General features: G+C 64.0%; 25 protein-coding genes and 1 tRNA gene. 18 read left to right on the plus strand and 8 right to left on the minus strand.

Going from position 1 to position 26343, the window contains the following annotated elements:
* The first annotated feature begins 52 nt into the window (after positions 1-52).
* Positions 53-1048, plus strand: coding sequence for a threonine aldolase family protein (locus GRI55_RS04175; protein ID WP_160766280.1), 996 nt, complete (start codon positions 53-55; stop codon positions 1046-1048).
* The gene (locus GRI55_RS04180; protein WP_063510479.1) at positions 1045-1989 is read left to right on the plus strand and encodes a DMT family transporter; all 945 of its coding nucleotides are present in this window, start codon (positions 1045-1047) and stop codon (positions 1987-1989) included. Before GRI55_RS04175 ends, GRI55_RS04180 begins: the two co-directional genes overlap by 4 nt.
* On the opposite strand, the gene GRI55_RS04185 is transcribed toward GRI55_RS04180, so the two are convergent.
* Positions 1973-2758, minus strand: coding sequence for a Rossmann-fold NAD(P)-binding domain-containing protein (locus GRI55_RS04185; RefSeq protein ID WP_160766281.1), 786 nt, complete (start codon positions 2756-2758; stop codon positions 1973-1975). The two genes, GRI55_RS04180 and GRI55_RS04185, sit on opposite strands and share 17 nt — an antisense overlap.
* Before the next feature lie 259 nt (positions 2759-3017).
* Between GRI55_RS04185 and pepN the strand changes: the two genes are divergently transcribed.
* The 9 genes from pepN to GRI55_RS04230 all read left to right on the plus strand — a co-directional run bounded on the left by pepN (position 3018) and on the right by GRI55_RS04230 (position 12657).
* Positions 3018-5669: an aminopeptidase N gene (gene pepN / locus GRI55_RS04190; RefSeq protein WP_160766282.1), complete on the plus strand. Its 2652-nt coding sequence runs from the start codon at positions 3018-3020 to the stop codon at positions 5667-5669.
* 4 nt (positions 5670-5673) lie between these two features.
* Complete coding sequence (gene pgeF / locus GRI55_RS04195; RefSeq protein ID WP_160766283.1) at positions 5674-6336, plus strand: peptidoglycan editing factor PgeF; 663 nt, start codon at positions 5674-5676, stop codon at positions 6334-6336.
* A 254-nt stretch (positions 6337-6590) separates the two neighbouring features.
* On the plus strand, positions 6591-7163 hold the full coding sequence (petA, locus tag GRI55_RS04200) for a ubiquinol-cytochrome c reductase iron-sulfur subunit (RefSeq protein ID WP_160766284.1): 573 nt from the start codon (positions 6591-6593) through the stop codon (positions 7161-7163).
* A gap of 23 nt (positions 7164-7186) precedes the next feature.
* Positions 7187-8482 (plus strand): cytochrome b, encoded by a 1296-nt coding sequence (locus GRI55_RS04205; RefSeq protein ID WP_063505355.1) that lies wholly within the window; start codon positions 7187-7189, stop codon positions 8480-8482.
* Positions 8483-8501: 19 nt separating this feature from the next.
* A complete protein-coding gene (locus GRI55_RS04210) occupies positions 8502-9353 on the plus strand; it encodes a cytochrome c1 (RefSeq protein ID WP_050601402.1) in 852 nt (283 codons plus the stop codon).
* Positions 9354-9431: 78 nt separating this feature from the next.
* Positions 9432-9962, plus strand: coding sequence for an adenine phosphoribosyltransferase (locus GRI55_RS04215; protein WP_063505356.1), 531 nt, complete (start codon positions 9432-9434; stop codon positions 9960-9962).
* 102 nt (positions 9963-10064) lie between these two features.
* The gene (locus GRI55_RS04220) at positions 10065-11918 is read left to right on the plus strand and encodes a cation:proton antiporter (protein ID WP_063505357.1); all 1854 of its coding nucleotides are present in this window, start codon (positions 10065-10067) and stop codon (positions 11916-11918) included.
* 1 nt (position 11919) lies between these two features.
* Positions 11920-12537 (plus strand): OmpA family protein, encoded by a 618-nt coding sequence (locus tag GRI55_RS04225; protein ID WP_237452390.1) that lies wholly within the window; start codon positions 11920-11922, stop codon positions 12535-12537.
* Positions 12538-12583: 46 nt separating this feature from the next.
* A tRNA-Gly gene (locus GRI55_RS04230) sits at positions 12584-12657 on the plus strand.
* A gap of 49 nt (positions 12658-12706) precedes the next feature.
* On the opposite strand, the gene panC is transcribed toward GRI55_RS04230, so the two are convergent.
* Both panC and GRI55_RS04240 read right to left on the minus strand, forming a co-directional pair.
* On the minus strand, positions 12707-13555 hold the full coding sequence (panC, locus tag GRI55_RS04235; protein WP_237452428.1) for a pantoate--beta-alanine ligase: 849 nt from the start codon (positions 13553-13555) through the stop codon (positions 12707-12709).
* A gap of 88 nt (positions 13556-13643) precedes the next feature.
* Entirely contained in the window at positions 13644-14417 is a 774-nt protein-coding gene (locus GRI55_RS04240) for a CsgG/HfaB family protein (protein ID WP_050601398.1), read from the minus strand.
* Between the two features lie 222 nt (positions 14418-14639).
* Here GRI55_RS04240 and GRI55_RS04245 point away from each other — a divergent pair, with 222 nt between their 5' ends.
* The 5 genes from GRI55_RS04245 to GRI55_RS04265 all read left to right on the plus strand — a co-directional run bounded on the left by GRI55_RS04245 (position 14640) and on the right by GRI55_RS04265 (position 20547).
* Positions 14640-15449, plus strand: a complete 810-nt coding sequence (locus tag GRI55_RS04245) for a division plane positioning ATPase MipZ (RefSeq protein ID WP_063506802.1) — start codon at positions 14640-14642, stop codon at positions 15447-15449.
* Positions 15446-15748, plus strand: a complete 303-nt coding sequence (locus GRI55_RS04250; RefSeq protein WP_050601396.1) for a J domain-containing protein — start codon at positions 15446-15448, stop codon at positions 15746-15748. Before GRI55_RS04245 ends, GRI55_RS04250 begins: the two co-directional genes overlap by 4 nt.
* On the plus strand, positions 15745-17148 hold the full coding sequence (pgmG, locus tag GRI55_RS04255) for a phosphoglucomutase/phosphomannomutase PgmG (RefSeq protein WP_160766286.1): 1404 nt from the start codon (positions 15745-15747) through the stop codon (positions 17146-17148). The genes GRI55_RS04250 and pgmG overlap by 4 nt, the downstream gene beginning before the upstream one ends.
* 24 nt (positions 17149-17172) lie before the next feature.
* Positions 17173-18009, plus strand: coding sequence for a DUF2059 domain-containing protein (locus tag GRI55_RS04260; protein ID WP_160766287.1), 837 nt, complete (start codon positions 17173-17175; stop codon positions 18007-18009).
* Positions 18010-18081: 72 nt separating this feature from the next.
* Entirely contained in the window at positions 18082-20547 is a 2466-nt protein-coding gene (locus GRI55_RS04265; protein ID WP_160766288.1) for a ligase-associated DNA damage response DEXH box helicase, read from the plus strand.
* A 62-nt stretch (positions 20548-20609) separates the two neighbouring features.
* On the opposite strand, the gene GRI55_RS04270 is transcribed toward GRI55_RS04265, so the two are convergent.
* The 4 genes from GRI55_RS04270 to GRI55_RS04285 all read right to left on the minus strand — a co-directional run bounded on the left by GRI55_RS04270 (position 20610) and on the right by GRI55_RS04285 (position 23212).
* Complete coding sequence (locus tag GRI55_RS04270; protein WP_050601392.1) at positions 20610-21044, minus strand: ExbD/TolR family protein; 435 nt, start codon at positions 21042-21044, stop codon at positions 20610-20612.
* Between the two features lie 39 nt (positions 21045-21083).
* Complete coding sequence (locus GRI55_RS04275; protein WP_197458156.1) at positions 21084-21614, minus strand: ExbD/TolR family protein; 531 nt, start codon at positions 21612-21614, stop codon at positions 21084-21086.
* Between the two features lie 80 nt (positions 21615-21694).
* Entirely contained in the window at positions 21695-22492 is a 798-nt protein-coding gene (locus tag GRI55_RS04280; RefSeq protein WP_050601390.1) for a MotA/TolQ/ExbB proton channel family protein, read from the minus strand.
* Between the two features lie 63 nt (positions 22493-22555).
* The gene (locus GRI55_RS04285; protein ID WP_050601389.1) at positions 22556-23212 is read right to left on the minus strand and encodes an energy transducer TonB; all 657 of its coding nucleotides are present in this window, start codon (positions 23210-23212) and stop codon (positions 22556-22558) included.
* Between the two features lie 354 nt (positions 23213-23566).
* Between GRI55_RS04285 and GRI55_RS04290 the strand changes: the two genes are divergently transcribed.
* Both GRI55_RS04290 and GRI55_RS04295 read left to right on the plus strand, forming a co-directional pair.
* Positions 23567-24409 carry a hypothetical protein gene (locus GRI55_RS04290; RefSeq protein ID WP_160766289.1) on the plus strand — a complete coding sequence of 281 codons (843 nt, stop codon included), beginning with the start codon at positions 23567-23569 and terminating at the stop codon, positions 24407-24409.
* 69 nt (positions 24410-24478) lie between these two features.
* Positions 24479-25786, plus strand: a complete 1308-nt coding sequence (locus tag GRI55_RS04295) for a homoserine dehydrogenase (RefSeq protein WP_160766290.1) — start codon at positions 24479-24481, stop codon at positions 25784-25786.
* On the opposite strand, the gene GRI55_RS14850 is transcribed toward GRI55_RS04295, so the two are convergent.
* Positions 25740-26324: a hypothetical protein gene (locus GRI55_RS14850; RefSeq protein ID WP_202392386.1), complete on the minus strand. Its 585-nt coding sequence runs from the start codon at positions 26322-26324 to the stop codon at positions 25740-25742. The two genes, GRI55_RS04295 and GRI55_RS14850, sit on opposite strands and share 47 nt — an antisense overlap.
* Positions 26325-26343: the final 19 nt, after the last annotated feature.

Raw genomic sequence — 26343 nt, forward strand, 5'->3', positions numbered from 1 at the left:
TCCGAAAGTTTCCCTTCTGGGCAAGCAACGTTCCCCTGTCTAAGGGGTTCCGATGCTGTTTCTCTCCGACAATGCAGCCGCAGTTCACCCTGCGGTCTGGGACGCCCTCAAAGCCGCCGACGAGCCCGATTCGCCCTATGACGGCGACAGGTGGAGCGCGGCGCTGGACGACCGGTTTTCGCAGCTGTTCGGCCGCCCATGCACGGTACTCTGGGCAGGCACCGGGACCGCAGCGAACTGCCTCGCGCTCGCCACCATGGTCCCGCCCCACGGAGCGGTGGTCTGCCATGAAGAAGCGCATATCGAAATGGACGAAGGCGGCGCGCCGGGTTTTTACCTCCACGGGGCCAAGCTGATTCTGGCAGAAGGCACTGGTGCCAAGCTGACGCCGGAGGCCATTCGCGCAGCGGTCGATCCGATCCGCGACGATGTCCACCAGGTTCAGCCGCATGCGATCTCGATCACGCAGCCGAGCGAATATGGCCGCGTCTACCGACCGGATGAAATCGCCGCGATCGCCGAACTGGCGCGCGAACGCGGGCTTGGCCTGCACATGGACGGCGCACGGTTCGGCAATGCGGTCGCGTTCCTCGATTGCGCGCCCGGGGACGCGGTCGGAGCGGCCGACGCGCTCAGTTTCGGTTTTATCAAGAACGGCGGAATGAGCGCCGAGGCGATCGTATTCTTCGATCAGGAGCTCGCCGATGTCGCGCGCTATCGCCGCAAGCGGGCAGGGCACCTCCAGTCGAAGGGACGCTTTCTCGCCGCGCAACTCCACGCCATGCTCGAGCGGGAGGTCTGGCTGGACAATGCCCGGCACGCCAATGCCGCCGCGCAGGAGATCGCACGCGCGTGCGAAACGCGGCTGATGCATCCGGTCGAAGCCAATGAAGTGTTCGTTCGCTGTACAGCTGACGAGCGTGATGTGCTTCGTGCACAAGGCTTCGGTTTTTACGACTGGGGTGCAGATGCGGCGCGCTTCGTCACGGCCTGGAACACGCGCGGCGCCGACGCCGCCGCGCTCGCTCGGGCCATCGCCAGCCTATGAGCGCGCCTGCCGAGGCCGAGAGCCTGTTTACCCCGCGCAATTTCATCGCCTTCGTGATTGTCAGCCTGATTTGGGGCGGCACCTGGCTGGTCATCCGCGACCAGATCGCCAGCGTTCCGGCGAGCTGGTCAATCTCATACCGCTTCGTAATCGCCGCGCTGGGCATGTTCGCGCTTGCCGCCCTGCGCCGCGAACCGCTGCTGCTGGTCGCGGGGGGGCTGCGCTGGGCGGCCTTGCTCGGCCTCTTCCAGTTCACGCTCAACTTCGCGTTCGTCTACAATGCCGAAGCCTATATTACCTCGGGCCTGGTCGCAGTGATGTTCGCCTTGCTGGTGGTGCCCAATGCCGTCCTGGGCCGGATCTTCCTGCACCAACCCATCACCGGTGCATTCGTGCTCGGGTCGCTGATTGCGGCGATCGGTGTCGCGCTGCTGTTCGCGCATGAATGGCGTTCTTCGCCGGCAACACTGCAACAGGTGCTGCTCGGGGCTGGCCTGACGGTTGGCGGCATCCTTTCGGCCAGCGCAGCCAATATCACGCAAGCAATGGAGGGCGCGAAAAAGCAGCCTTTCCTTGCGCTCCTGGCATGGGCGATGACAATCGGCGTGCTGATCAACACCGTCTTTGCGCTGGTAACGGCAGGCCCGCCCCAATTCGATCCCCGACCATCCTACACGATGGGGATCCTGTTTCTCGGCCTCGCCGGATCGGTCGTCACCTTCCCGCTTTATTACGGCCTCGTCCGCAAGGTCGGGGCGGGGAAGGCGGCTTACAGCTCGGTGATCGTCCCGGTTGTGGCCATGATCCTCTCGACGCTGTTCGAAGGGTTCGTCTGGGGACCGTTGCCGGCCGCCGGGGCAGTCGTCACGCTGGTCGGTATGGTCGTGGCCATGCGGGGCCGGGCAACCGCACCACCGCGGCGGGCTACGCCCGAGCCGTGATCGCCGCGAGCCCTTCGCGATAGGTCGGGAAGGCGGGTTCCCAGCCAAGCACGCGTTTCGCCTTGCCATTGGCGACGCGTCGGTTCTCGGCGTAGAAACCGCGCGCCATCGGCGACAGCCCTGCATCCTCGATGCTTTGCAGCGGCGGCGGCGCCTGGCCCAGCAGACGGCAGGCTTCTTCGATGACGGTGTTCTGGCTCGTGGGCAGATCGTCCGCCAGATTATAGGCGCCCGCTGGTGCATTGCGGCCGATCGCAGCGATCACGCCCGCCACGATATCCGTCACGTGAACGCGGCTGAAAACCTGCCCCGGAAGATCTATGCGGTGCGCCTTGCCCTGTTCGATCCGGTCGAATGCGCTACGACCCGGCCCGTAGATGCCGGGAAGACGGAACACCCGCGCGCCGGCATCCAGCCAGCGCGAATCGCATTCCGCCCGTGCGCTGCGCCGCCCGCCGCCGGTGGGGGAAGCCTCGTCGACCCAGGCCCCCTGCGCATCACCATAGACCCCCGTCGACGACAGATAGCCCAGCCACCGGTCGCCGATCAGGTCGCCATAGCGGTCGAGCACCGGATCGCTTCCTTCGCTGGGCGGAACGCTGCTCAGGACATGGGTGGCAGCATCCACAGCCTGCGCGACGGCGGTGCGGTCGTCGAACGCCAGATTGCCCGCGCTGCCGGTAGCATCGACATGCCAGCCCCTGCCGCGCAGCGCATCGGCGATCCGTGTCGCTGTATAGCCGAGGCCGAAGATCAGCAGGCGAGTCATGCCACGCCGTAACCAAACGCTTGCCTGGTGGACCGCGTGCAAAAGGCACTCGGAGCAGCACGGAGCGGGGCGGAAATGTCGCGGCTGATATTGGCCGCAGAAAAGAGGTCGAACACGAGGATCATGCGAGGTCGCTGGCTGGGGCAGGCCAGCGGCGCTGTCAATCGCTGCAATCGGCGCAGCGCCTTGTGAACGCAATGTCTCGACGGACGTTGCAAGGAGTGACAGATCAAGAAGCTACGCATTCGACAGGAATTCCATGGATATCGCGCGCACTCCCGCAACCCCCGACGGCAATCCCGAAATGGCCGACGCCGCCATCCAGCCAAAGGCCCCACCCGAAATCCGCCGCGAGGATTACAAGCCCTTTCCCTGGCTGGTTCCGACCATCCGCCTGACGTTCGATCTCGCATTGGATAAAACGCGAGTTACCGCAAGACTGGAGATCGAACGCAATCCGGCGGCTGAAGCGGAGCGGACCATCCGCCTGAACGGCGACGGGCTCCAGCTCGAGTCCCTATCGTGCGACGGCGACGAAAGTACCGATTACCGGATGGATGGCGAAGATCTGCTGGTGACGCTTCCCGGCGAACGCCACTCGCTCGAGATCGTCACCGTCATCGATCCGTCGGCCAATTCGCAACTGATGGGGCTGTACGCTTCGGGCGGAATGCTGTGCACGCAATGCGAAGCGGAAGGGTTCCGCCGGATCACCTTCTTCCCCGACCGGCCCGACGTGCTGAGCACCTATACCGTCCGGATGAGCGGGCCCAAAGCCCTGTTTCCTGTCCTGCTCTGCAACGGCAATCGGACGGATCAGGGCGAGGAAGGCGCTACGCACTGGGCCGAATGGCACGATCCGTGGCCCAAGCCGTCCTATCTCTTCGCACTCGTCGCTGGCGATCTTGTCGCCCGCAGCGACAGCTTCACGACCATGAACGGCCGCGAGGTGGAGCTCAACGTCTATGTCCGCGACGGCGATCTCGACCGGACCGAGCACGCGATGAAAAGCCTCAAGCGCTCGATGCGCTGGGATGAGGAGGTCTTCGGGCGCGAATACGATCTCGACCTGTTCAACATCGTCGCAGTATCCGATTTCAACATGGGGGCGATGGAGAACAAGGGCCTCAACATCTTCAACACCAAATACGTCCTTGCCGACCCCGAGACCGCCACCGATGGCGATTACGACGGGATCGAAGGCGTAATCGGCCATGAGTATTTCCATAACTGGTCGGGCAATAGGATAACCTGCCGCGACTGGTTCCAGCTGAGCCTCAAGGAAGGCTTCACGGTACTGCGCGACCAGCTGTTCAGCGCGCAAATGGGCAGCGCGCCGGTCAAGCGGATCGAGGATGTGCGCGTGTTGCGCGGTGTGCAGTTTCCCGAGGATTCGGGGCCGCTGGCTCATCCGATCCGTCCGGATTCGTATCGCGAAATCAGCAATTTCTACACTGCCACTGTCTATAACAAGGGCGCCGAGGTCATTCGCATGATGCGGACGATGGCAGGCGAGGAAGCCTTCCGCCGCGGCACCGATCTCTACTTCGAGCGCCACGATGGCGAAGCGGCGACCTGCGAGGACTTCGTTCGCGCGATGGAGGACGGCGCCGATCTGGATCTTGCGCAGTTCCGGCTATGGTACTCGCAGGCCGGGACCCCCAAGGTTGCCGCGCGGCTGATACATGAAGGCCAGACCGCCACGCTCACGCTGACGCAAACCGTACCTGCGACGCCAGGCCAGCCCGACAAGCAGCCGATGCCTATCCCGCTCAGCCTGGCGTTGTTCGACCGTGAGAGTGGCAATCACGCGGGTGAAGAACTGGTAGTGCTCGATAGCGAGACCGCACAATTTTCCTTCGACGGCTTTGCGACCAGACCCGTGCTCTCGATCAATCGCGGCTTTTCGGCGCCGGTCTCCATCGACCGTGATGTTCCGCGCGACGAACTCGTCTTCCTTGCCGCGCGCGACGACGATCCCTTCGCGCGGTACGAAGCGATGCAGGAACTGATGACAGGCTATCTTGTCGGCAGCGTCTCAGGCGAGCTCGACGATGCCGAGCGCGACGCTGCGCGCGGAGATATCGCGCAGGCGATGCGCGCAGTGATCGAGGATAGCGCGCTCGACGATCTGATGCGCGGCGAACTGATGGTCATGCCGAGCCAGGCGTACATAGCGGAACAGATGCTGATCGCCGATCCGGGCAGTATCCATGCCGCTCGCGAAGCGCTCAAGGCGGACGTAGCCACACGGCTCGCCGATCCTCTCCATGCGCTCTACGAAAGAGCCGCCCAAGTGCCCTTTGCACTCGATGCCGAGGCGAAGGGCGCGCGCAAGGTCAAGACGCTGGCGCTATCCTATGCCGCTGCCGGCGATCCGGCCACCGCATCCGGTCTTGCGGCGCAGCAATACGACCGCGCGGACAATATGACCGATCGGCAGGGCGCGCTGATGGTGCTGGCCGGGCTCGACAGTGCGGAACGCACCGGCCGGCTGCTCGACTTCTACAATCGATACCAGGGCAACGCTCTGGTGATCGACAAGTGGTTCGCGCTGCAGGCCAGTTCGCTTCATCCCCACGCGATCGAGCATGTGAAGGCCTTGCGCGAACATGAGGATTTCGCGCTGCGCAATCCGAATCGCGTGCGGTCGCTCTACATGGCCTTCGCCAGCAACCCCGGCGCGTTCCATTCTGCCGATGGCGAGGGCTATCGCATGCTCGCCGATCTGATCCTCGAACTCGATCCGATCAATGCGCAAACCGCTGCCCGGTTCGTTCCCGCACTGGGGCGCTGGCGCCGGATCGAGGAAGGCCGCGCGCAGTTGATGCGCGAAGCGCTCCAGCGGATTGCCGAAGCGCCGAAGCTGTCGCGCGATACATATGAACAGGTTACCCGTTCGCTGGGCTAGTACGATGCGCGACTATCTTACGGCTTCCTCGCTGGGCGATATCCCTCATGGGTTCTCCAGCTCCGCGGGCCTTGGCGCGGACCAGATTCTTCCCGGCGCCGCGCTTGTCCGCGTCAGGCAGGTCCATTCCGCGACGGTCGTGACCGCTTGCGATGCCTGGGAAGAGCCTCCCGAAGCCGATGCAATCGTCACGGACCGGCCTGCCCTTGCGCTGGGTATCGTTACCGCGGACTGCGCGCCGGTGCTGCTCGCCGATCCGGAGGCGCGCGTCATCGGCGTGGCGCATGCCGGGTGGCGCGGTGCATCGGCTGGCGTGCTTGGCAACACGGTAGCCGCGATGGAGACCCTCGGCGCAAACCGCGGGGCCATCCGGGCGGCCATCGGGCCGACGATTGCCCAGGCAAGCTACGAGGTCGACGCCGCGTTTCGGGACCATTTCACGCACGCCGATGCCCGCTTCTTCACGCCCGGCCGCGCTGGACATTGGCAGTTCGACCTGCCGGCCTATGCGGCCCAGCGCTTGCGCGAGGCAGGCGTCACCCGGATCGACGACGTGCGACAGGATACCTACACGCAGCCAGAGCGTTTTCATTCCTATCGCCGCGCAGGGCACCGGGGCGAGGAAACGGCCGGCCGCCAGCTCAGCATCATCGCGCTTGGCCGATAGAGCCAATCGCCGGTGCCGGGCCGGAACGGGCCTCGGTTGCACGCGACTGCATAAAGCTTGCCAAAATGGCGGTTGGCAACCCGCCGCAGAGCGGCTAGAGGCGCGTCCAAACCGGGCACATATGGGGCTTTTGCGGACGCGTTATCTATGTCGTGTGCGCCGGCTTTCCACCTCACCCGGTCGATAAATTCGCACAGCGCGTCTCCGGGTCCAGGCCCGGGGCGCAGGTACAAGGCAGGCAAGGCAAAGCGCTGATGGCAGACACGGCTGCAACCGCAACTCCCGAAACGGCAGGCGACACCGCCGATGGCATTCGCCGCCGCGATTTCCTCGACATCGCTGCGGTAAGCGCGGCAGGTATCGGCGGCCTAGCGGTCGTCTATCCGCTGGTTACTCAGATGGCGCCGTCGAAGGACGTGCTCGCCGCCAGCTCGACCGAGGTCGACGTTTCGGCGATCGAGCCGGGGCAGGCGATCAAGGCCGTCTTCCGCAAGCAGCCGCTGTTCATCCGCCGGCTTACCCCGGCCGAAGTCGCCGCCGCCAATGCGACGCCGGCACGCTCGCTTCGCGATCCGGCATCGCTCGCCGATCGGACGAAGGAAGGGCATGAGGACATGCTCGTCACCATGGGTGTATGCACCCACCTCGGCTGCGTCCCGCTCGGGGCGGCCGAAGGCGAAGTGAAGGGCGAATTCGGCGGGTATTTCTGCCCCTGCCACGGTTCGCACTACGACACCGCGGGCCGTATCCGTAAGGGTCCGGCCCCGACCAACCTCGAAGTGCCGGAGTACGAGTTCACCTCGGACACCGTCATCCAGGTCGGCTGAGCTTAGAGAGAAGAGACGATACGATGAGCTTTCCCTGGGCCAAGGAATACGCCCCCACCAATGGGGTCACCAAATTCCTCGACGAGAAGTTGCCGCTGCCGCGCCTCGTTTATAACGCTGTCGGCGCAGGTTATCCGGTGCCGCGCAACCTGAGCTATTTCTGGAATTTCGGCGTCCTCGCCGGCTTCTTCCTGGTGGTGCAGATCGTCACTGGTGTGGTTCTGGCGATGCATTATGCCGCCAATGCGCAGGTCGCCTTCGCGACGACCGAGCATATAATGCGTGACGTCAACTGGGGCTGGATGATGCGCTATGCGCACGCCAATGGCGCCAGCTTCTTCTTCATCGTGATCTACCTCCACATCTTCCGCGGCCTGTTCTACAGCTCGTACAAGGCCCCGCGGGAAATGATCTGGCTGCTCGGTGTGGTCATCTTCCTGCTCATGATGGCGACCGCGTTCATGGGTTACGTCCTGCCCTGGGGCCAGATGAGCTTCTGGGGTGCCAAGGTGATCACCGGCCTGTTCGGTGCCATTCCCGTGGTCGGCGAACCGATCCAGGTGTGGCTGCTGGGCGGCTTCGCGCCCGACAATGCCGCGCTCAACCGCTTTTTCAGTCTCCACTTCCTGCTGCCCTTCGTGATTGCGGGTGTCGTCATCCTGCACATCTGGGCGCTGCACATTCCCGGTTCGTCGAACCCGACCGGTGTCGAAGTGAAGAGCGAGAGCGATACGCTCCCGTTCCATCCGTACTACACCGCGAAGGACGGCTTCGGCCTCGGCATCGCGCTGCTGCTGTTCTTCACCATGGTGTTCTTCCTGCCCAATGCGCTGGGCCACCCGGACAATTACATCGAAGCCAACCCGCTTTCGACGCCGGCGCACATCGTGCCCGAATGGTACTTCTGGCCGTTCTACGCGATCCTGCGCGCCTTCACCGTCGACTTCCTGTTCTTCCCCGCGAAGCTGCTCGGCGTGATTGCAATGTTCGGCTCGATCCTGGTGTGGTTCATCCTGCCCTGGCTCGACAAGTCGCCCGTGCGCAGCGGCCACTACCGCCCGCTGTTCCGCAAGTTCTTCTGGTTCGGCCTGATCCCCGCGATGGTCGTGCTGTTCATCTGCGGCGGTGCCCCGGCGGAAGAGCCCTATGTGATGCTCAGCCAGATCGCGACGGCGTATTACTTCCTGCACTTCCTCGTGATCCTGCCGATCGTCGGCCAGATCGAGAAGTCCGAACCGCTGCCCTATTCGATCACCGAAGCCGTCCTCGGCTCGGACAAGAAGGCGGTGCTCGGCGAAAACACCACGCCGGCCGTCTAAGCGAGTTACGAGACCAGACATGACCAAGCTTCTCAGCATCCGCCTCGTCGCCATTCTCGTCGGCCTCGGCTTCGCACTGATTGCGCTCTATTCCTTCGTCTTGGGTGCCTATGCCTGGATGACCGAAGAGCCTGCCGGGCACCTTCCCTACGAGGAACCGCGTGATATCGCCTTCTCGTTCGACGGGCCGTTCGGCAAGTGGGACATCCAGCAGCTGCAGCGCGGCTTCAAGGTTTACGACGAGGTTTGTGCGGCATGCCACAGCCTCAAGTTCGTCGCCTTCCGCGACCTCGAACAGCTTGGCTATGACGAGGGCCAGGTAAAGGCGTTCGCCGCTTCGAAGCAGGTGCCGGGTATCGATCCGAACACCGGGGAAGCGACCACGCGCCCCGGCCTTCCGACCGACTACTTCCCCGATCCCTATCCCAACAATGTTGCGGCTGCGGCGGCGAACAACAACGCCATCCCGCCCGACCTATCGCTGATGACCAAGGCGCGCGGCGACGGTGTGAACTACGTGGCTTCGCTGCTTTCGGGCTATTCCGAGCCGACGGCGGAACTGCTCGCCGAACATCCCGAAGCCGCTCCGGGACCGGGTCTCTATCACAACCCCTATTTCCCGAACCTCAACCTCGCGATGGCTCCGCCGCTGACCACCACGGGCCAGGTCACCTATGACGACGGGACGGAGGCGACGGTGGAACAGATGTCGACCGATGTCGCGGCCTTCCTCGCCTGGACCGCAGAACCGACCATGGTCCAGCGCAAGCAGACCGGCTGGCCGGTGTTGATCTTCCTGCTCTTCGCTACGGTTCTGGCCTATTTGTCGAAACAGCAGATCTGGGCAGCGGCAAAGCCCAAGAAAGACTGAACCCATTCGGTCTGACGATTTTCGCGCCCCTTGCATCCTGGTGATGCGAGGGGCGTTTCGAATCCGGGGAGGTAGGCCATGACGCCTGACGAAATCAAAGCACTTGTCCGCACGATTCCGGACTTCCCCAAGACGGGTATCCAGTTTCGCGACATCACCACGCTTCTCGGTCATGGCCGCGGTTTTGCTGCAACGGTCGAGTGGTTGACGCAGGCGGTTGCGGGCGCTGAAGCGATTGCGGGCATGGAAGCGCGCGGCTTTATCTTCGGTGCAGCGGTGGCTGCCCGGCTCGAGTTGCCCTTCCTGCCGATCCGCAAGCCGGGTAAATTGCCCTGCGAAGTGATCGGCGTCGAATACGAACTGGAATACGGGCTCGACCGCTTGGAAATGGATCCCGCCGCGGTCGGCGCAGGCCAGCATGTGGCGATCGTCGACGACCTGCTCGCGACCGGGGGCACCGCGGTCGCCGCTACCGAACTGCTCCGCAAAGCCGGTGCGCGTGTCGATCGCGCTGCATTCGTGATCGACCTGCCCGATCTGGGTGGCAATGCGCGCTTGGCCAGCCAGTCGCTCGATGTCCGCGCCTTGATGGCCTTCGATGGCGACTAAGCGTTTCGCGCAGGACTGGATATATTCTGTCCATCGGGCATTAAGGGTACTCGCGCGTTGCGGCGCACCGGTCGGCGGACAGCCGCGCAGCCAGAGAGACCCATGGAACAATCACTAGTCATCGCGATGGTCGGCATGCTGGGCATAGGTGCCCAATGGCTGGCCTGGCGGACGGGTTGGCCGGCCATCGTCCTTATGCTTGCGGCGGGCTTCCTGGCGGGCCCGGTGCTCGGCCTGTTCGATCCCGAACACGCATTCGGCGACCTGCTCGATCCGATGATCGCTATCGGGGTCGCGCTCATCCTGTTCGAAGGCGGGCTCAGCCTCGATTTTCGTGAGCTTCGGCATGCAGGCGAAGGGGTCTGGCGGCTGGTCTTGCTGGGCGGGCCGATCGCTTGGGTGCTCGGCGCATTCGCTGCGCACTCGATCGGCGGTCTCGAATGGCCGGTGGCGATCCTGTTCGCCGGCATCCTGGTAGTCACCGGGCCGACGGTGGTGATGCCGCTGCTGCGCCAATCGTCGGTCAAGGCACGGCCCGCAGCGATCCTCAAGTGGGAAGCCATCGTCAACGACCCCATCGGCGCGCTCTTCGCAGTGGTGTCCTACGAATATTTTCGCGCGGTTACCGAATCGCCTGGTGCCAGCCTGTTCGAAGTCGTCCCGCCGCTGATCATCGCCGCCATCATCGCAGGTCTGATCGGCTATGTCGCGGCCGCGGCGATCGCCTGGGCGTTTCCGCGCGGGGCCATTCCCGAATATCTCAAGGTGCCCGTGCTGCTTACCTCGGTCATCGTAGTGTTCGTGCTGTCCAACCAGATCGAGCACGAAGCCGGGCTGGTCGCGGTGACCGTGATGGGCATCGCGCTGGCGAACATGAACGTTTCGTCCCTGCGCAGCATTCATCCGTTCAAGCAGAACATCGCGGTAATCCTTATCGCCGGCATATTCGTCCTGCTTTCGGCCAGCCTCGAATTCGAGGAACTGGCTTATCTCAACTGGAACTTCGGTCTGTTCCTGCTCGCGCTGTTGTTCCTCGTTCGACCCGCAACCATCCTGCTGAGCCTGCTCGGCAGTTCGGTCCCGTGGAACGAACGGCTGTTCCTTTCCTGGATCGCACCGCGCGGTATCGTGCTGGTGGCCATCTCCGGCCTGTTCGCGCTCCGGCTCGAGGATATCGGCTATGACGGTACGGCACTGATCGGGCTCAGCTTCGCGGTGGTGGTCGCCACCATCGTGGCGCACGGTTTCACGATCGATCTCGTCGCGCGCCTGCTCAATCTCAAGGGCAGCAACCGCCCGGGGGTGCTCATCGTCGGGAGCACGCCGTGGACGATCTCGCTTGCGCTCATGATGCAGGAACTCAAGGCGCCCGTGATGGTCGTCGATTCGAGCTGGCAGCGGCTCGCGCTCGCCCGCCAGAAGGGGCTGCCTTTCTACCATGGGGAAATCCTCAATGAGGCGACCGAGCACAATCTCGACCTGACCCCCTATTCAGTGCTGGTGGCGGCAACCGAAAACGAGGCGTACAACGCGCTCGTCTGCAATGAATTCGCCTATGAGATCGGACGCGATACGGTTTTCCAGCTCGGTGATGCGATCGACGACGAGGACCGCCACGCGCTGCCGAGCGGCATCCGCGGCCGCGCCTTGTTCGAAAGCGGCTTCGGCGTCGAAGACGTAAACGAACGGCTGGCGCGGGGCTGGGTGTTCCGCAAGACCAAGCTCTCGGAAGAATTCACCTTTGCCGCGGCGCAGGATCGCTTGCCCGATGCCGCCGCCATGCTGCTGCTGGTGCGCGACAACGGCACGCTGCGCTTCTTCACGCATGCCGCGCGGCCCGAGCCGCGGGCAGGCGACGTGATCGTCAGTTTCGCGCCTCCGCAGGAACGCAGCGCTCAGGATGCGGCTGCCAAACGCGATCGCAAACGCAACAAGACCGCCGAACAGGGGGCATGAGATGAAGCACCGTTCCACTCTGACACTGGCGGCCGCCATGGCGGCTACGATGCTTGCAGGCTGCAAGGATGATCAGCCGCAGCCGCCCTCCGATGCCGACGCGCCGCCCGAAAAGCGCTCGATCTTCCGGCCCGAGTTCCAGGTCGAGCCAATCGAGAGTTTCGAGCCCAGCGGGTCGCTCGAAACCACTGTGGAGTTCCCCGACGGCACCGAACTGACCGAAGAAGGCCGCGCGGCGCTCGCCACAGTGCTTGCGTCGCCGCAGAACGAGGAAGGCGGGCTGATCTATCTGCGCGGTCACACCGACAGCGGTGGCAGCGACGAGGCGAATATGCGGGCATCGCTCGCCCGGGCCGAGGCGGTGCGCGACTGGCTGGTCGAAAACGGCGTCGCCGAAGACCGGATCCGCACAATTGCCTTCGGCGAGCAGAACCCCATCGCCCCGAATGCCCTCCCGGACGGTACGCCCGACGAAGACGGCCGTGCCGCCAACCGGCGCGTCGAAATCGAGGTCCTCACGCGCGAACCGCCGATGATCGAGGACGAGCCGACTCTGGCGGAAACGCTGGCATCCTCCGCAGAAGAAGAACGCGGTGAAAGCAGCGATACGTCACAATAGCGTGTTGACGCCGAAGCCGCTTCGATGGCATTGGCGCCGCACCCGAGCGGGTATAGCATAGTGGTAATGCTCCAGCCTTCCAAGCTGGCTAGAGGGGTTCGATTCCCCTTACCCGCTCCATCTTTCCTTCGTTTCTATCGCTTGTCCCGGACAGCTTCCGGGAGCGCAGTCACGTTAGCGGCATATTGTCGATCAGCCGGGTCCCGCCGATCCGTGCGGCCACGAACAGCCGGCTGTCTGCCATAGCGCTATCGGCGGGGCCAAGATCGTCGCCACGGCGTAGTTCGGCATAGTCGATACTGCCAAAGCCCGCACTGGTCAGTTCCCCCCGCAGGTCCTCGAGCACGGTGTTGGACGGCTCGCCCTGCATCAGGCGGGCGATCGCCTGCTTCATGCTGCGTGGCAGTGCCGCACCGGCACAGCGCTGGTCGGGCGTGAGATAGGCATTGCGGCTCGACATGGCGAGACCATCGGCCTCGCGGACGATGGCAACACCGTGAATCGCATCGACATGCGGCCGCGTAAGATCGAGGTCGCGCGCCATCCTGCGAATGACTGCCAACTGCTGCCAGTCCTTTTCGCCAAAGAATGCCATGTCCGGGCGAACCTGGTTGAACAGTTTGCAGACGACCGTGGCCACGCCGTCGAAATGCCCGGGGCGATCGCCGCCGCACAGGCCCTCGCTGACGCCCGCGACCGAGATGTTGGTGGCATAGCCCGCAGGATAGACGATGTCGGGAGCAGGCGCCCACAACAGCGCCACGCCTTCCGTTTCGAGCAATGCGGCGTCCCGTGCGAGCTGCCGCGGGTATGCATCGAGATCTTCGTTTGGGCCAAACTGGCGCGGATTGACGAAGATGGAGACCGCCACATGATCCGCCTTGGCCCGGGCGGCCCTGACCAGGGTCAGATGCCCCTCGTGCAGCGCGCCCATGGTGGGGACCAGCGCAATCGTGCCGCTACCGCCCAGTCTATCGGTGGCAGCCCGCAGGTCATCGAGCGTGTGGACGGTAAGCAGCATTCGTCTCCCGAAAGAAAGGCAATGGAATCGAAAGGGGCGGAGCGACCTGTGCCGTTCCGCCCCTCGCGTGGCAAGATCGCCGATGTCAGCGTGCGATGGGTGCCGCGGCAGCCGCATCCGTCGGCAGGCCGCCCAACTGGGTCACCAGATCGGTATAGGCATTGAGGTAGGCCAGCACGATGATCTGTCCGATCGCCGTGTTCTCATACCCGCCGAAGCCCCCTGCAGCGCCGCCCCCGCCGCCGAACAAGCCGCCCCCGGCAGCCCAGCCGAGGTCCTTTTTGCGAAAATAGCCTTCGACCAGCGCTTCCTCGACCGTGGTTCGGGCATTCACCAGCGACAGGACGACATTGGCTTCGCCTTTCTTGACGCGAATTCCGCCTACCAGCGCGCCGGCGGTGCGGCCGAACAGGCCGCCGACCACTCCACCGAGCACTCCGCCGCCTCCGCCCGAATTGCTGTTCGCGCTGACAATGTCGGGTTGGAGGAAGTAATCGGCTGTGCGGACCTGGCCCAGGCCGACATTCTGCCCGTCCTGCAATTCGCCCTGTTCCTCCAGCGCGCGTTCCATGGCGCGGCTGCGCATTGCCCGGCCGCGGCTGACCATGGTAAAACAGCCAGAGCGTTGGACAAACACCCGGATGATCTGTTCGGGGCTGCCGAGATTGAGCTCGCGCCACCATTTGTCGTCGGGTTCGACCACGGCAATCGTCCCAAGGTTTTGCGAGCAGCGCGGAATTTCCATGCTCGCCCGCTCCTGCGCCTTGCGGCCCGAGGAGCGCCCCTGCGCAACTACGGGTTCGGCAGCCATGCCGGTCACGCAGAAGAGAGCGAGTGCGGTGTAGATCAGTTTCTTCATATCCTGGGGTTCCTCTAGAATGAGCGTTCGCGGCTGCCGGCTTTGGCCGGTTCTCGCCGGTCTACTGCGACCCAGGCGGCCGCGATTCTAGCAAAGCGGACAATGACCGCTAGTAAGCATCCGTCATTGTGGGAATCGGACACGGCAGGCGGGCGCTACATTGCCGCAGCGCGATGGGTTGGATAGGGACAGGCGCAGTATGAAATTCCCGGCCCCTATTCGATGACCGCCCGTCCCCACCGTATCGTTTTTGCGAACGAAAAGGGCGGCACCGGGAAATCGACCACCGCGGTGCATGTCGCAGTCGCGCTCGCTTTCGGCGGTGCGCGGGTGGCCGCGTTCGATCTCGATCACCGCCAACGGACCATGTGCCGTTATTTCGAGAACCGTGCGGAGACGATGAAGCGCCGCGGGATCGAACTGCCGACCGCGCAGTGCCATGTGGTCGAGGACCTGGACGAAGCGGGCATGGAAGCGTTGATTGCGGCGGAATCCATCGGCGCCGACTTCGTGATCATCGACACGCCTGGCCGTGATGATCCGCTGGCCCGGCATGCGGCGACCATGTCCGACACGCTGGTCACACCGATGAACGACAGCTTCGTCGACTTCGATCTGATCGGACAGGTCGAAAGCGAGAATTTCAAGGTGCGCAAGCTTTCGTTCTATGCGGAACTCATATGGGAAGCCCGGCTTAAACGCAGCCGTACGTCGATCGAACAGAACCGCGCGCAGATGGACTGGGTGGTTGTACGCAACCGCACCGGTTACACCGAGGCGCGCAATATGGCGCGGATCGAACAGGCGCTTACCGAAATGTCCAAGCGGGTCGGCTTCCGCGTCGCCAAGGGGCTGTCCGAACGCGTGGTCTACCGCGAGCTCTTCCCCTCGGGCCTGACGCTCCTCGACAAGGGCCATCTGGGCGATCTGGGGACCAGCCACCTGGTGGCGCGGCAGGAATTGCGCGGGCTTATCGCCACGTTGCGCCTGCCGGGGTCAGAAGCCCGGGAGAAGGCAGCGGCCGCACGATGATCCGCTATATTGCCCTGGCCCTGGTAATTTGCGTGGCATGCCGCTGGCTGCTTGGGAAATGGCCGTGGGAGTATCTCTCGACCCGCAGTTCGAGCGAGCGCGCGCTCGACAATGCGCGCCGCCTGCTCGATGTCCCGCGTAACGCTTCGGCCGAAGAAATTCGTTTGGCACATCGGCGCATTGCTACAATCATCCACCCGGACAAAGGCGGTAGCGCCGCGGCGCTGCAAGAGGTGAATGCAGCCCGCGACCTGCTGCTCGCCCGGCTTGAACACACGCGAACGGAGCGTTCAGAATGACTCACAGTTTCCATCCTACCGTTTTGCGCGAATACGACATCCGCGGGATCATCGGCGAAACGCTTGGCGCGGATGACGCGCGCGCGATCGGACGCAGTTTCGGCTCGATGCTGGCAGAGGCTGGCGGCAGGAAAGTGGCGGTGGGCTACGATGGCCGGGTCAGTTCGCCCATGCTTGAACACGCCCTCGTCGAAGGGTTGAACGCGTCAGGGATGGATGTCGTCCGCATCGGCATGGGCCCCACGCCGATGCTGTATTATGCCGAAGCGTCAGCCGAGGACGTGGATGGCGGCATCGAGATAACCGGCAGCCACAACCCCGCCAATTACAACGGCTTCAAGATGGTGTTTCAGGGGCGGCCGTTTTTCGGGGCGGACATCCAGGAGCTGGGCCGCAGGAGCAGTGCGGGCGAATGGGTTGACGGCTCGGGATCGGTCGAGGACCGCGATGTCATCGATGCCTATATCGAACGGATGCTGGAAGCGCTTGACGGGATCGATCCCGCCTCGCTTGCCGGCCTCAAGGTCGGTTGGGACGCGGGGAACGGCGCGGCCGGTCCGGCGCTCGAAAAGCTCGCCGCGCGTCTTCCGGGCGAACATCACCTGCTGTTTACCGATGTCGATGGCGAATTTCCCAATCATCACCCCGATCCCACCGTCGAGGAGAACCTCGCGGATTTGCGCAATCTGGTCGCCGAGAAGTCGCTCGATTTCGGGGTGGCTTTCGACGGGGACGGCGACCGTATCGGTGCGATCGACGGCGAAGGCCGGGTCATTTGGGGCGACCAGTTGCTGATGGTGTTCGCCGAAGACCTGCTCGCGCGGCGCAAGGGCGCCACGATCATCGCCGATGTGAAGGCCAGCCGTGCGCTGTTCGACCATGTCGCAGCGCATGGCGGCGAACCCCTGATGTGGAAGACCGGGCATTCGCTGATCAAGTCCAAAATGAAGGAAACGGGCTCGCCGCTTGCCGGCGAAATGAGCGGCCACGTGTTCTTCGCGGATGAATATTACGGCTATGACGACGCGCTCTATGCCGGCATTCGGCTGATCGCTGCCGCTGCGCGGTTGGGGAAATCGGTGACCGAACTGCGCTCGGCCATGCCGCCGATGATCAACACGCCCGAAATGCGCTTCCAGGTCGATGAAAGCCGCAAGTTCGCTGCTATCGGAGAGATCGCCGGACGCGTTGCTGCCAGCGATGCACTGGCCGACACGACCGATGGTGTGCGGGTTACCACCGATGACGGCTGGTGGCTGCTGCGCGCTTCGAATACGCAGGACGTGCTGGTTGCGCGAGCGGAGAGCGAGAGCGAGGAGGGGCTTGCCCGGCTCGTTGCGCAGATCGACGAACAACTGGCGGAATCGGGCCTCGAGCGCGGTCCGCAAGCCGGTCACTGAGTCCGGGCAAACAGGGGGCAAGTTATGAAGGGAATGGCAGGCAAATTCATCGCGGCGGCTGCGCTGGTCTGCGCTGCGCCGGTAGTCGCGCAGCAGGAAACGGCCACCCACGAAAGCGCGATGTCGCCGGAGGCCCTCGACGGGTTTGCGGGAATGATGGCCGGTCTGTTCCAGACCGAACCCTTGACCGACGAGCAGACCGCCCGGTTGCCTGCTGCGCAAGCGGTGGTCGGCCAGATGATGCCCGATGGCTTCTATGGCGAAATGATGGGCGGCATGATGGACAAGATGCTTCGTCCGATGCTGTCGATGTTCTCGCAGCCCGAATTTGTGCTTGGGGCGCGTCTGGCTATCGAAGCCGAGGCCATTGAGGCGCTCGGTGAAGACGAACAGGCGGAACTGACCGCAATGCTCGATCCTGCCTATGAGGCGCGCGGCGATGCGATGGTCGAGGTCCTCACCTTACGCATGGGCGGGATGTTCTCGGCCATGGAGGCCCCGATGCGCGAAGGGCTGTCGAAAGCCTATGCTGTCCGTTTCGACGAGGGGCAACTGGCCGACATCGCGGCCTTCTTCGCCACCCCGACGGGGAGCGAATATGCGCGCGAATCAATGGCGCTGTTCGCCGATCCGCAGGTGATGCAGGCGAGCATGCAGGCGCTGCCCGCGATGATGAACGGCTTCGGCGATATTGAAAGCGCGATGCGCGAGGCGAGGGCGGCGCTCCCGGCCGAGCGCGGATACGGTGATCTGACGGGGGCACAGCGCCAGCGCATGGCGGAACTGCTCGATGTCGACCCGGCCCAGCTAGCCGACCTCGTCAATCCGCCCAAGCCGCTGGATGAGACGGCAGAGCAATAGGCCGCAGGGGCCGGGGAGCGTCCCAAGGTCGTTACCCGGAACCAGTATGGTGTCTCCGGCGCTTCTAGGCTGATGCAGCCCGACGTTCCGCCCGAGATCGCCGATTGGTTTGCCGGGCGCGATTGGCGCATCCGGCGGCACCAGCTCGATATGCTGGTTGCCAGCGATCGGGGGCGGCACGCCTTGCTGGTGGCTGATACCGGTGCGGGCAAAACCCTTGCAGGCTTCCTGCCAACGCTGGCCGATTTTACCCAGGCGCGTCTCAAAGGGTCGGAGCCTCCACCGGGCCTGCACGCCCTGTATATCTCACCGCTCAAGGCTCTTGCGCATGATGTCCAGCGCAATCTCCTGGCTCCGATCGAAGAGATGGGCCTGCCGCTGAGGGTCGAAACGCGCAGCGGCGACACGCCTTCCGATCGTAAGAAGCGGCAACGCAGCCGCCCTCCGCACGTCCTCCTGACCACGCCGGAGAGCCTGTCGCTGCTGCTCTCCTATCCTGACAGTTTCGAGCTGTTTCGCGGGCTGAAGCGCGTGGTGATTGATGAAGTGCACGCCTTTGCCACGGACAAGCGAGGCGATCTCCTCGCGCTTGCGCTGACGCGGCTGCAGGCGCTCGCACCTGACCTGCAACGGGTCGCGCTATCGGCGACGCTCGCCAACCCGGAAGGGTTCCGCGAATGGCTGGCCCCGTGGGGCGATATCGATTCGGTGGAATTGGTAGCAGGCGAAACGGGGTCGCCCGCGGAAGTCGAGATCCTCCTGCCCAATGAGGAACGGGTTCCGTGGGGCGGACACGCGGCGACCTGGGCGGTGCCGCAGCTCTACGAACAGATCCGCGCCAACCGCACGACGCTGATCTTCACCAACACGCGGTTCCTCGCCGAGTATATTTTTCAGAACCTGTGGGATGTGAACGACGACAACCTGCCGATCGGCGTTCATCACGGCTCGCTGAGCAAGGAGGCGCGCCGCAAGGTGGAAGGCGCGATGGCAAGGGGCGAGTTACGCGCGTTGGTGGCGACCGCCAGTCTCGACCTGGGCGTCGACTGGGGGGATATCGACCTGGTGGTCCAGATGGGGGCCCCCAAGGGCTCCTCGCGGCTGCTGCAGCGCATTGGGCGTGCCAATCACCGTCTCGATCAACCGAGCCGGGCCTTGCTGGTACCAGGCAACCGGTTCGAATTCCTCGAAGCCACCGCTGCGAAGGAGGCGGTCGACGAAGGCAAGCGGGACGGCGAAACCTTCCGTCCGGGCGGGCTCGATGTGCTCGCCCAGCACGTAATGGCCTGCGCCTGTGCCGCGCCGTTCGACGAAGCGGGCCTGCTGGCCGAAATCCGGGCCAGCCTGTCCTATACCTGGGTCGACGAAGCGGTGTGGCAGCGGGTGCTCTCATTCGTTGAAACGGGTGGCTATGCCCTCAAGGCCTATGACAAGTTCAAGCGGATCCAGCGCGACGGGGACGGCATCTGGCGGCTGGCCCATCCGCAGCAGGCACAGCGACACCGCATGAACGCGGGCATCATCATCGATTCCGAAATGCTCGAAGTGCGCATCAGCTCGGGTCGCGGGCGCGGGGGACGTAGCCTTGGCAAGGTCGAGGAACGGTTTGCCGCCTCGCTCAGTCCCGGGGACACCTTCGCCTTTGCGGGGATGAGCCTCGAGGTGGTCAAACTGCAGGATATGGAGGTGTTCGTCCGGGCGGCGAAAGCCAGTGCGATGATACCCAGTTACGGCGGCGCGCGCTTGCCGCTGACGACGCACCTGGCAGACCGGGTGCGCGCCATGCTGGTCGACCGGGCGGGGTGGGCCCGCTTCCCTGATGATGTACGCGAATGGCTCGAGGTGCAGGATTGGCGCTCGCAGATGCCTGGTCCCGGGCAGTTGCTGGTTGAAAGCTTCCCGCATGCGAAGCGGCATTACAGCGTCTACTATACCTTCGAAGGCTGGAACGCGAACCAAAGCCTGGGGATGCTCATCACGCGGCGAATGGAAGATCGCGGGCTAATGCCCGGCGGCTTCGTCGCCAACGACTATTCGCTGGCTGTATGGGGGCTCAAACCGGTCAGTGAGCCGGGGCCGCTGCTGTCACCCGATATACTGCAGGACGAATTCGTCGAATGGGTGCAGAATTCGCATCTCCTGCGCCGCGCGTTTCGCGAGGTTGCGGTTATCGGGGGCCTGGTCGAACGCCAGCATCCGGGCAAGCGAAAGACCGGCAAGCAGGTGACCTTCTCGACCGACCTCATCTACGACGTGCTGCGCAAGTACGAACCCGATCATGTGCTGATCGAAGCCGCCTGGGCCGATGCGCGGACGCGGATGACCGATGTCGGGCGGCTTGGCGATTTGCTCGATCGCTCGGCCGAGCAATTGGTCCACGTTGAACTCGACCGCGTGAGTCCGCTCGCCGTGCCGGTCATGGTGATGATCGGGCGTGAGGCGACGCCGCAAGGGACGGTCGATGACGAATTGTTGCTTGAAGCGGAAAGCCTGGCCGGATCGGCCATGCGCGTCGACGACCCACTTGCGGGGGACTGACGCGCAAAGAAAAAGGGGCGGATCGCTCCGCCCCTTTCCCGGTTTTTCGAGGTCTCGAAATCTCAGCTCTTGCCGAATGTCCGATACTGTTCGTTGCCGACGAAGCCGAACTTGGTGACTCCGCTAGCCTTGATCAGCTGCAGCACCTTGGCCGCGAGATCGTAGCTGGCCTGGGCTTCCGGTTCGAACTGGAGTTCGGGTTCCGGATTGATGTTCTTCGATTCTTCCAGCAGCGTACGCAGCTGGCCCATATCGATCGCATTACCGTTCCACAGGATCTCGTTCTGCGCTGAAAGCACCAGCTTGTTCTTTTCCGGCTCGACGGTGATGTCTTGCGGAACGTTATTGGGTGCGGGCAGGTCGATATCGACCGAGTGCGTCGCGACCGGGATGGTGATGATGAACATGATGAGGAGAACGAGCAGGACGTCGATCAACGGCGTCATGTTCATTTCCATCATCGGCGCGCCATCATCCTTGCCGCCTGACATTGCCATAGTGGGTTACTCCCTAATCTGCTTTGTCGAACCGCGCGATCACGCGTTGGGATCAACCGGGTTCGAAATGAAGCCGACGGTGGGATAACCCGCCGCCTGGACGTTGTAGATCGCGCCGGCCACGCAGGACCACGGAGCGTTCACGTCACCGCGAATGTGTACCTGCGGGATCTTCTCCGGATCGTCCATGATGGCGTCGGGACCACCGGCACGCTGTACGATGGCATCGAGGCGTTCGAATGCCTGGTCATAGAGCTCTTCCGAGGTGACCGGGGTAACATTGCCGAAATAGACGCGGCATTGGCCGTTCCGCGAAGCGCCGGCGAAGCCGGGTTCGCCCGCGCTGACACCGTTCTCGTCGGTCGTGCTGACGGTCAGGAGAAGGTTTTCCACCTTGTCCTTCGATTCAGTCGATTCGAAAACCGGGATTTCCAGCTTTTCGATGGTCTGGATCGCGACCGGAACCGCGATGAGGAAGATGATCAGAAGCACCAGCATCACGTCCACGAGCGGAGTGGTGTTGATGTCCGACATCGGCGTGTCGGCGCCACCTCCTGTCGAAATCGCCATGGTTCAGTTCCTAACGTTCGAAATTCTTGGGTTCGATGCGGTGGGCGGGGGCGGCAGGAGGCCGCCCCCGGTCCGATCGATTACTTCTTGACCGTGGTGGTCGTCGCAGCGGGCTTGGCAGCCGGAGCGGTGCGGGCGGCCTTGCCGGCAGCCTGCGTCGACGTCGCGGTCATGTAGGTCGGCTTGACGCTGCCGGCCGAGTTGATGTTCGCAAGCAGATCGGTCGAGAACGCGTGGAGCAGTTCGGCGATGCGCTTGTTGCGGCTCTGGAGCCAGTTGTAGGCGAACACGGCGGGAACCGCGACGAGCAGGCCGATGGCGGTCATGATCAGCGCTTCACCGACGGGGCCGGCGACCTTGTCGATCGATGCCGAACCGGCGATGCCGATGTTGATCAGGGCGCGGTAGATACCGATAACCGTACCGAGCAGGCCGACGAAGGGAGCGGTTGCACCGACCGTCGCGAGGAACGACAGGCCGCCCGCGAGCTTCGAGTTGATCGTGTCTTCCGAGCGCTGGAGCGAACCGTGCATCCAGTCGTGGGCTTCGAGCTTGTCGGTCATCTTGGCGTGCTGGTCTTCGGCCAGGATGGCGTCGTCGACGAGCTGGCGCCATGCGCTGTTCTTGTCGAGCTTGGTCGCGCCGTCGCGCAGCGAGCCGGTCTTCCAGAACTGCGTGCGGACGGCCTTGTACTGCGCCAGCACCTTGCGCTGTTCGAACAGCTTGGTGAACAGGATGTAGAACGAACCGACCGACATGATCACCATCACGCCGAGAATGAACCAGGCAACGAAACCGCCCTGTTCCATGGCTTCAAGAAAACCGAAGGAGTTCTCCGGTGCCGCATCAGCGGCAGCTGCAAGAAGTTCGAAGGTCATAACGAATGGTCCTTTTGAGAGTGTCTTTTGCGCCGGGTACCCTGACCCTGGGCAGAAACGAGGTTAGTTAAGCCGATAAACGATCGTCGTGGACACGGTGTCCTGGATCGGGTTGCCCGCAGCATTCAGCGCCGGTTCGTAACGCGCATAGCGGGTCATGCCGTCGCAAGCAGCCTGGTCGAGATCGCTCGACCCGCTGGAATTGCTCACGCGGCAGGATGCTACGCGCCCGTCGGTTCCGACCGTGATGGTCACGCCAACGTTACCCTCGATGCCTTCACGTTCGGCACGGCGGGGATAGTTGCTCTGGATGCGACGTGCCCAGCCGGCCTGACCCTTGGGCGATGCGCCACGTGCCTGCGAAGGCGGCGGCGGCGGTGCCGGGGGCGCAGGCGGCGGAATGACGAGCTGCGGCGGAGCCGGCGGCGGGATCGTCGTCTGCGTACGGATCGGAGGCGGTGCCGGCGCGATGTTGATCGGCGGCGGCGGTGCAACCGGCGGCGGAGGCGTGTCGGGCACGTTCTCCGGCGGCGGCGGCGGCTCTTCCTCGGGCGGCGGGGGCTCCTCGATATCGATCGTCGTTACGCGCTCGACCACCTGCTGGACCGCATTATATGCGAGACCGGTGATGAGAGCGTAACCGAGAGCGACATGGATGAGGGCAACAATGATGATCGCGACGATGCGATTGCCGCTCATCTGTTGGTCAGCATAAGCCATTCGGTTGCTTCACTCCATCGGTCACCCCGGAAATCCCGGGGCAATTGAAAACCCCTTTGCGACCCGCCGGATTGGCGCGACTTGGGGAATCGTTAACGCGTTCGCGCCGCTCGAGACCCTGAAGACTCTCGCGACGAAGGCAGACCGAAATTCTCACTAAGAACCCGGACGCCTCTCCCCAAGCAATAAAGTGTCATCCACTCGGGTCCGGTCCGACCCTTTAGCTACGATGCGAAGCGTCCGCAAACCCTTTATCGGTTAACCGCCAATTCAGTAGCTTGGCTGGAGGAACCGACCTTAACGCCGGTGGGTTCAGTGATTCGAAACCGTACCGCAAAATCGAAAGCTGCTCTTATGTCGATCTTACGCACCCCCGGCCCGTTCCTGCTTCTCGGTGCAGCGCTCGCGGCAGTGCCCGTGACGGCCATGGCGCAGGACGGTGCGCGCACGGCGGAACTGACCTATGCCGACATGGTCGATCTGGCTGACGAGGCGCCGCTGGTGGTGCGCGCGCAGATCCGCCGGCAGGCAACCGTCGAACCGGAACGTTCGCCAGGTCTGCAGCCCGGCTTCGTCCGGCTGTATATCGAGGCCCGCACCTCGGCGCTGATTGCGGGCAATGCGCCGCTGGGCGAAGCGCTGCGCTATCTGGTCGATGTGCCGCTCGATGCGAAGGGCAAGCCGCCCAAGCTGAAGAAACAGGAAGTCATCCTGTTCGCAAGGCCCGTCGCCGGCAGCCCGGCGCAGCTCCAGCTGGTCGATCCGCGCGCGCAGTTCGCCTATAGCGAGGCGTTCGAGGCGCGCCTGCGTCCGGTGCTGGCCGAATTGCTGGCGCAGGATGCACCGCCGCGAGTTACCGGGATTCGCGATGCGCTCGCGGTCGAGGGTACGCTGGTCGGCGAATCGGAAACACAGCTGTTCCTCGATACCGAAAACGACGGCCCGGTATCGGTAACGGTCGTGCGCCGGCCGGGGCAGGCGCCGCGCTGGGGGGTCTCGTGGACCGAGATCGTCGACCAGGCGGCGCGTGCGCCGCAACCGGGGACGCTCGAATGGTATCGTCTGGCCTGTTCGCTGCCCGAGACGCTGCCCGAAACCGCGATTCTCTCGCGTGACGCCAACGCCCGCGCACTGGCGGCAGACGATTATGCCTTGGTGCGTGAAGACCTCGGGACCTGCACGCGAACGCGCGAGTGAAGGCGGGGCTTCACCGCGGCCAAGACAAATTGTTTCCAACCCGCCGTATCGCTGCGCTAGGCGGCGGATATGGCAGAACCCCTTCGCATCGCCCTCGCCGGTCTCGGCACCGTCGGTACCGGCGTCATCGAACTACTCGCAGCCAACCGTTCGACCATCGAACGCCGTGCGGGACGCCCGCTCGAAATCGTAGCGGTGAACGCCCGCGACCGGGCGCGTAACCGCGGCGTCGACCTTTCGCCCTATGCCTGGGTCGACGATATGCAGGCGATGGCGCAGCGCGGTGATGTGGACGTCGTGCTCGAACTGGTCGGCGGATCCGATGGTCCTGCGCTCACGCTGGCGCGGGCAGCGCTCGATGCCGGCAAGGCTTTCGTCACCGCCAACAAGGCGATGATCGCGCACCACGGCCTAGCACTCGCCGAACAGGCGGCGCTGCGCGGCGTCCCGCTCAAGTTCGAAGCTGCGGTCGCGGGCGGCATCCCGGTAGTGAAGGGTCTGCGCGAAGGTGCGGCAGCAAACCGCATCGAACGAATCTACGGGATACTCAACGGGACCTGCAATTACATCCTTTCCGAAATGGAGCATACCGGCGCGGATTTCGGCGAGATGCTCAAGGCGGCGCAGGAGAAGGGCTATGCCGAAGCCGACCCCACCTTCGACATCGAAGGCGTCGATGCGGCGCACAAGCTCGCGATACTGGCCGCGATCGGATTCGGCGCGCGGGTCGACTTCGCCAATGTCGAAGCGACCGGTATCGGCGAAGTGCGCGCGGCCGATATCACGCAGGCGGGTGCCCTGGGCTATGTCATCCGGCTGGTCGGTATTGCTTCGCTCGACGAAAGCGCCGACGAGGCGCGATTGCTCCAGCGCGTGCGGCCCTGCCTTGTCGCGCGCGGCCACCCGCTGGCCGCGGTGACTGGGCCGACCAATGCAGTTGTCGCCGAAGGCAATTTTTCAGGCCAGCTGCTGTTCCAGGGAGCCGGGGCCGGTGCAGGGCCGACCGCGAGCGCAGTGGTCGCCGATCTCATCGACATCGCCCGCGGCGACAGCGGCGCGCCGTTCTCGGTCCCGGTCGAACAACTCGAGCAGTTCTCTCCGGCGGATCCCGGCAACCGCATGGGGCGCGACTACATCCGCTTCACTGTGAACGACCGCCCCGGCGTACTGGCGGAAATCACTGCCGCGATGCGCGATGCCGAAGTCTCGATCGAGAGCCTAATCCAGCGCGGGCGCGATCATGCAGGCGGGGAAGTGCTGGTGGCCATGGTCACGCACGAAGGACCCGAACGCTGCGTGACCAAGGCGCTCGATTTGCTCAATGGCTCGCCTAGCCTGACGGCTGCGCCGCTGGTGATGCCGATCCTGGCCGACTGATTTCGTCCTCTTCGCCGGCCCTGTCGGGCGGGGGAGGTAGGCCGAGGTGGGCTTCGCGCGGGGACACTTCCGGCGCAGCGTTTTCGCCGCGCGGTGCAAGACCGCGGGAGACGCGGTCCGCATCCGAACCGGCCGGCGCTTCGGGCAGTGCCTCGATATCGATGATGAGCGCGGGCGGCGGCGGCTGGCCGAAGCCGATGCAGGCGCCCTTTTCAGGGTTCTTCTTGCATGATTCGCCAAAGTCGGGCGCTCGGGGATCGCCCCTGTTCATGGTCTCCGCCGCGTAACGCTGTAGCGCACGCTCTTCGTCATAGCCGAATTCGCGCTGGTCGCGCCGTGTACGGCAAACGATGATTTCACCCGAGATCGAGGCGGCTTCCTGCTCGTCGCTGCAGTCTTCGAGCGGCGCGTCGTAATCCTGCTGCGGGATCAATATGTCGATCCGTTCGGGCGGGGCTGCGGCATCCTGTGCCGATCCGGGAAACGGCAGACCCGCCGCCGCCATTGCCACGCAGGCCGCCCACCAGCGTCTCGACAATGTCAGGCTCCCTGTCTAT

Source organism: Qipengyuania citrea (assembly GCF_009828015.1).
Lineage (GTDB): Bacteria > Pseudomonadota > Alphaproteobacteria > Sphingomonadales > Sphingomonadaceae > Qipengyuania > Qipengyuania citrea.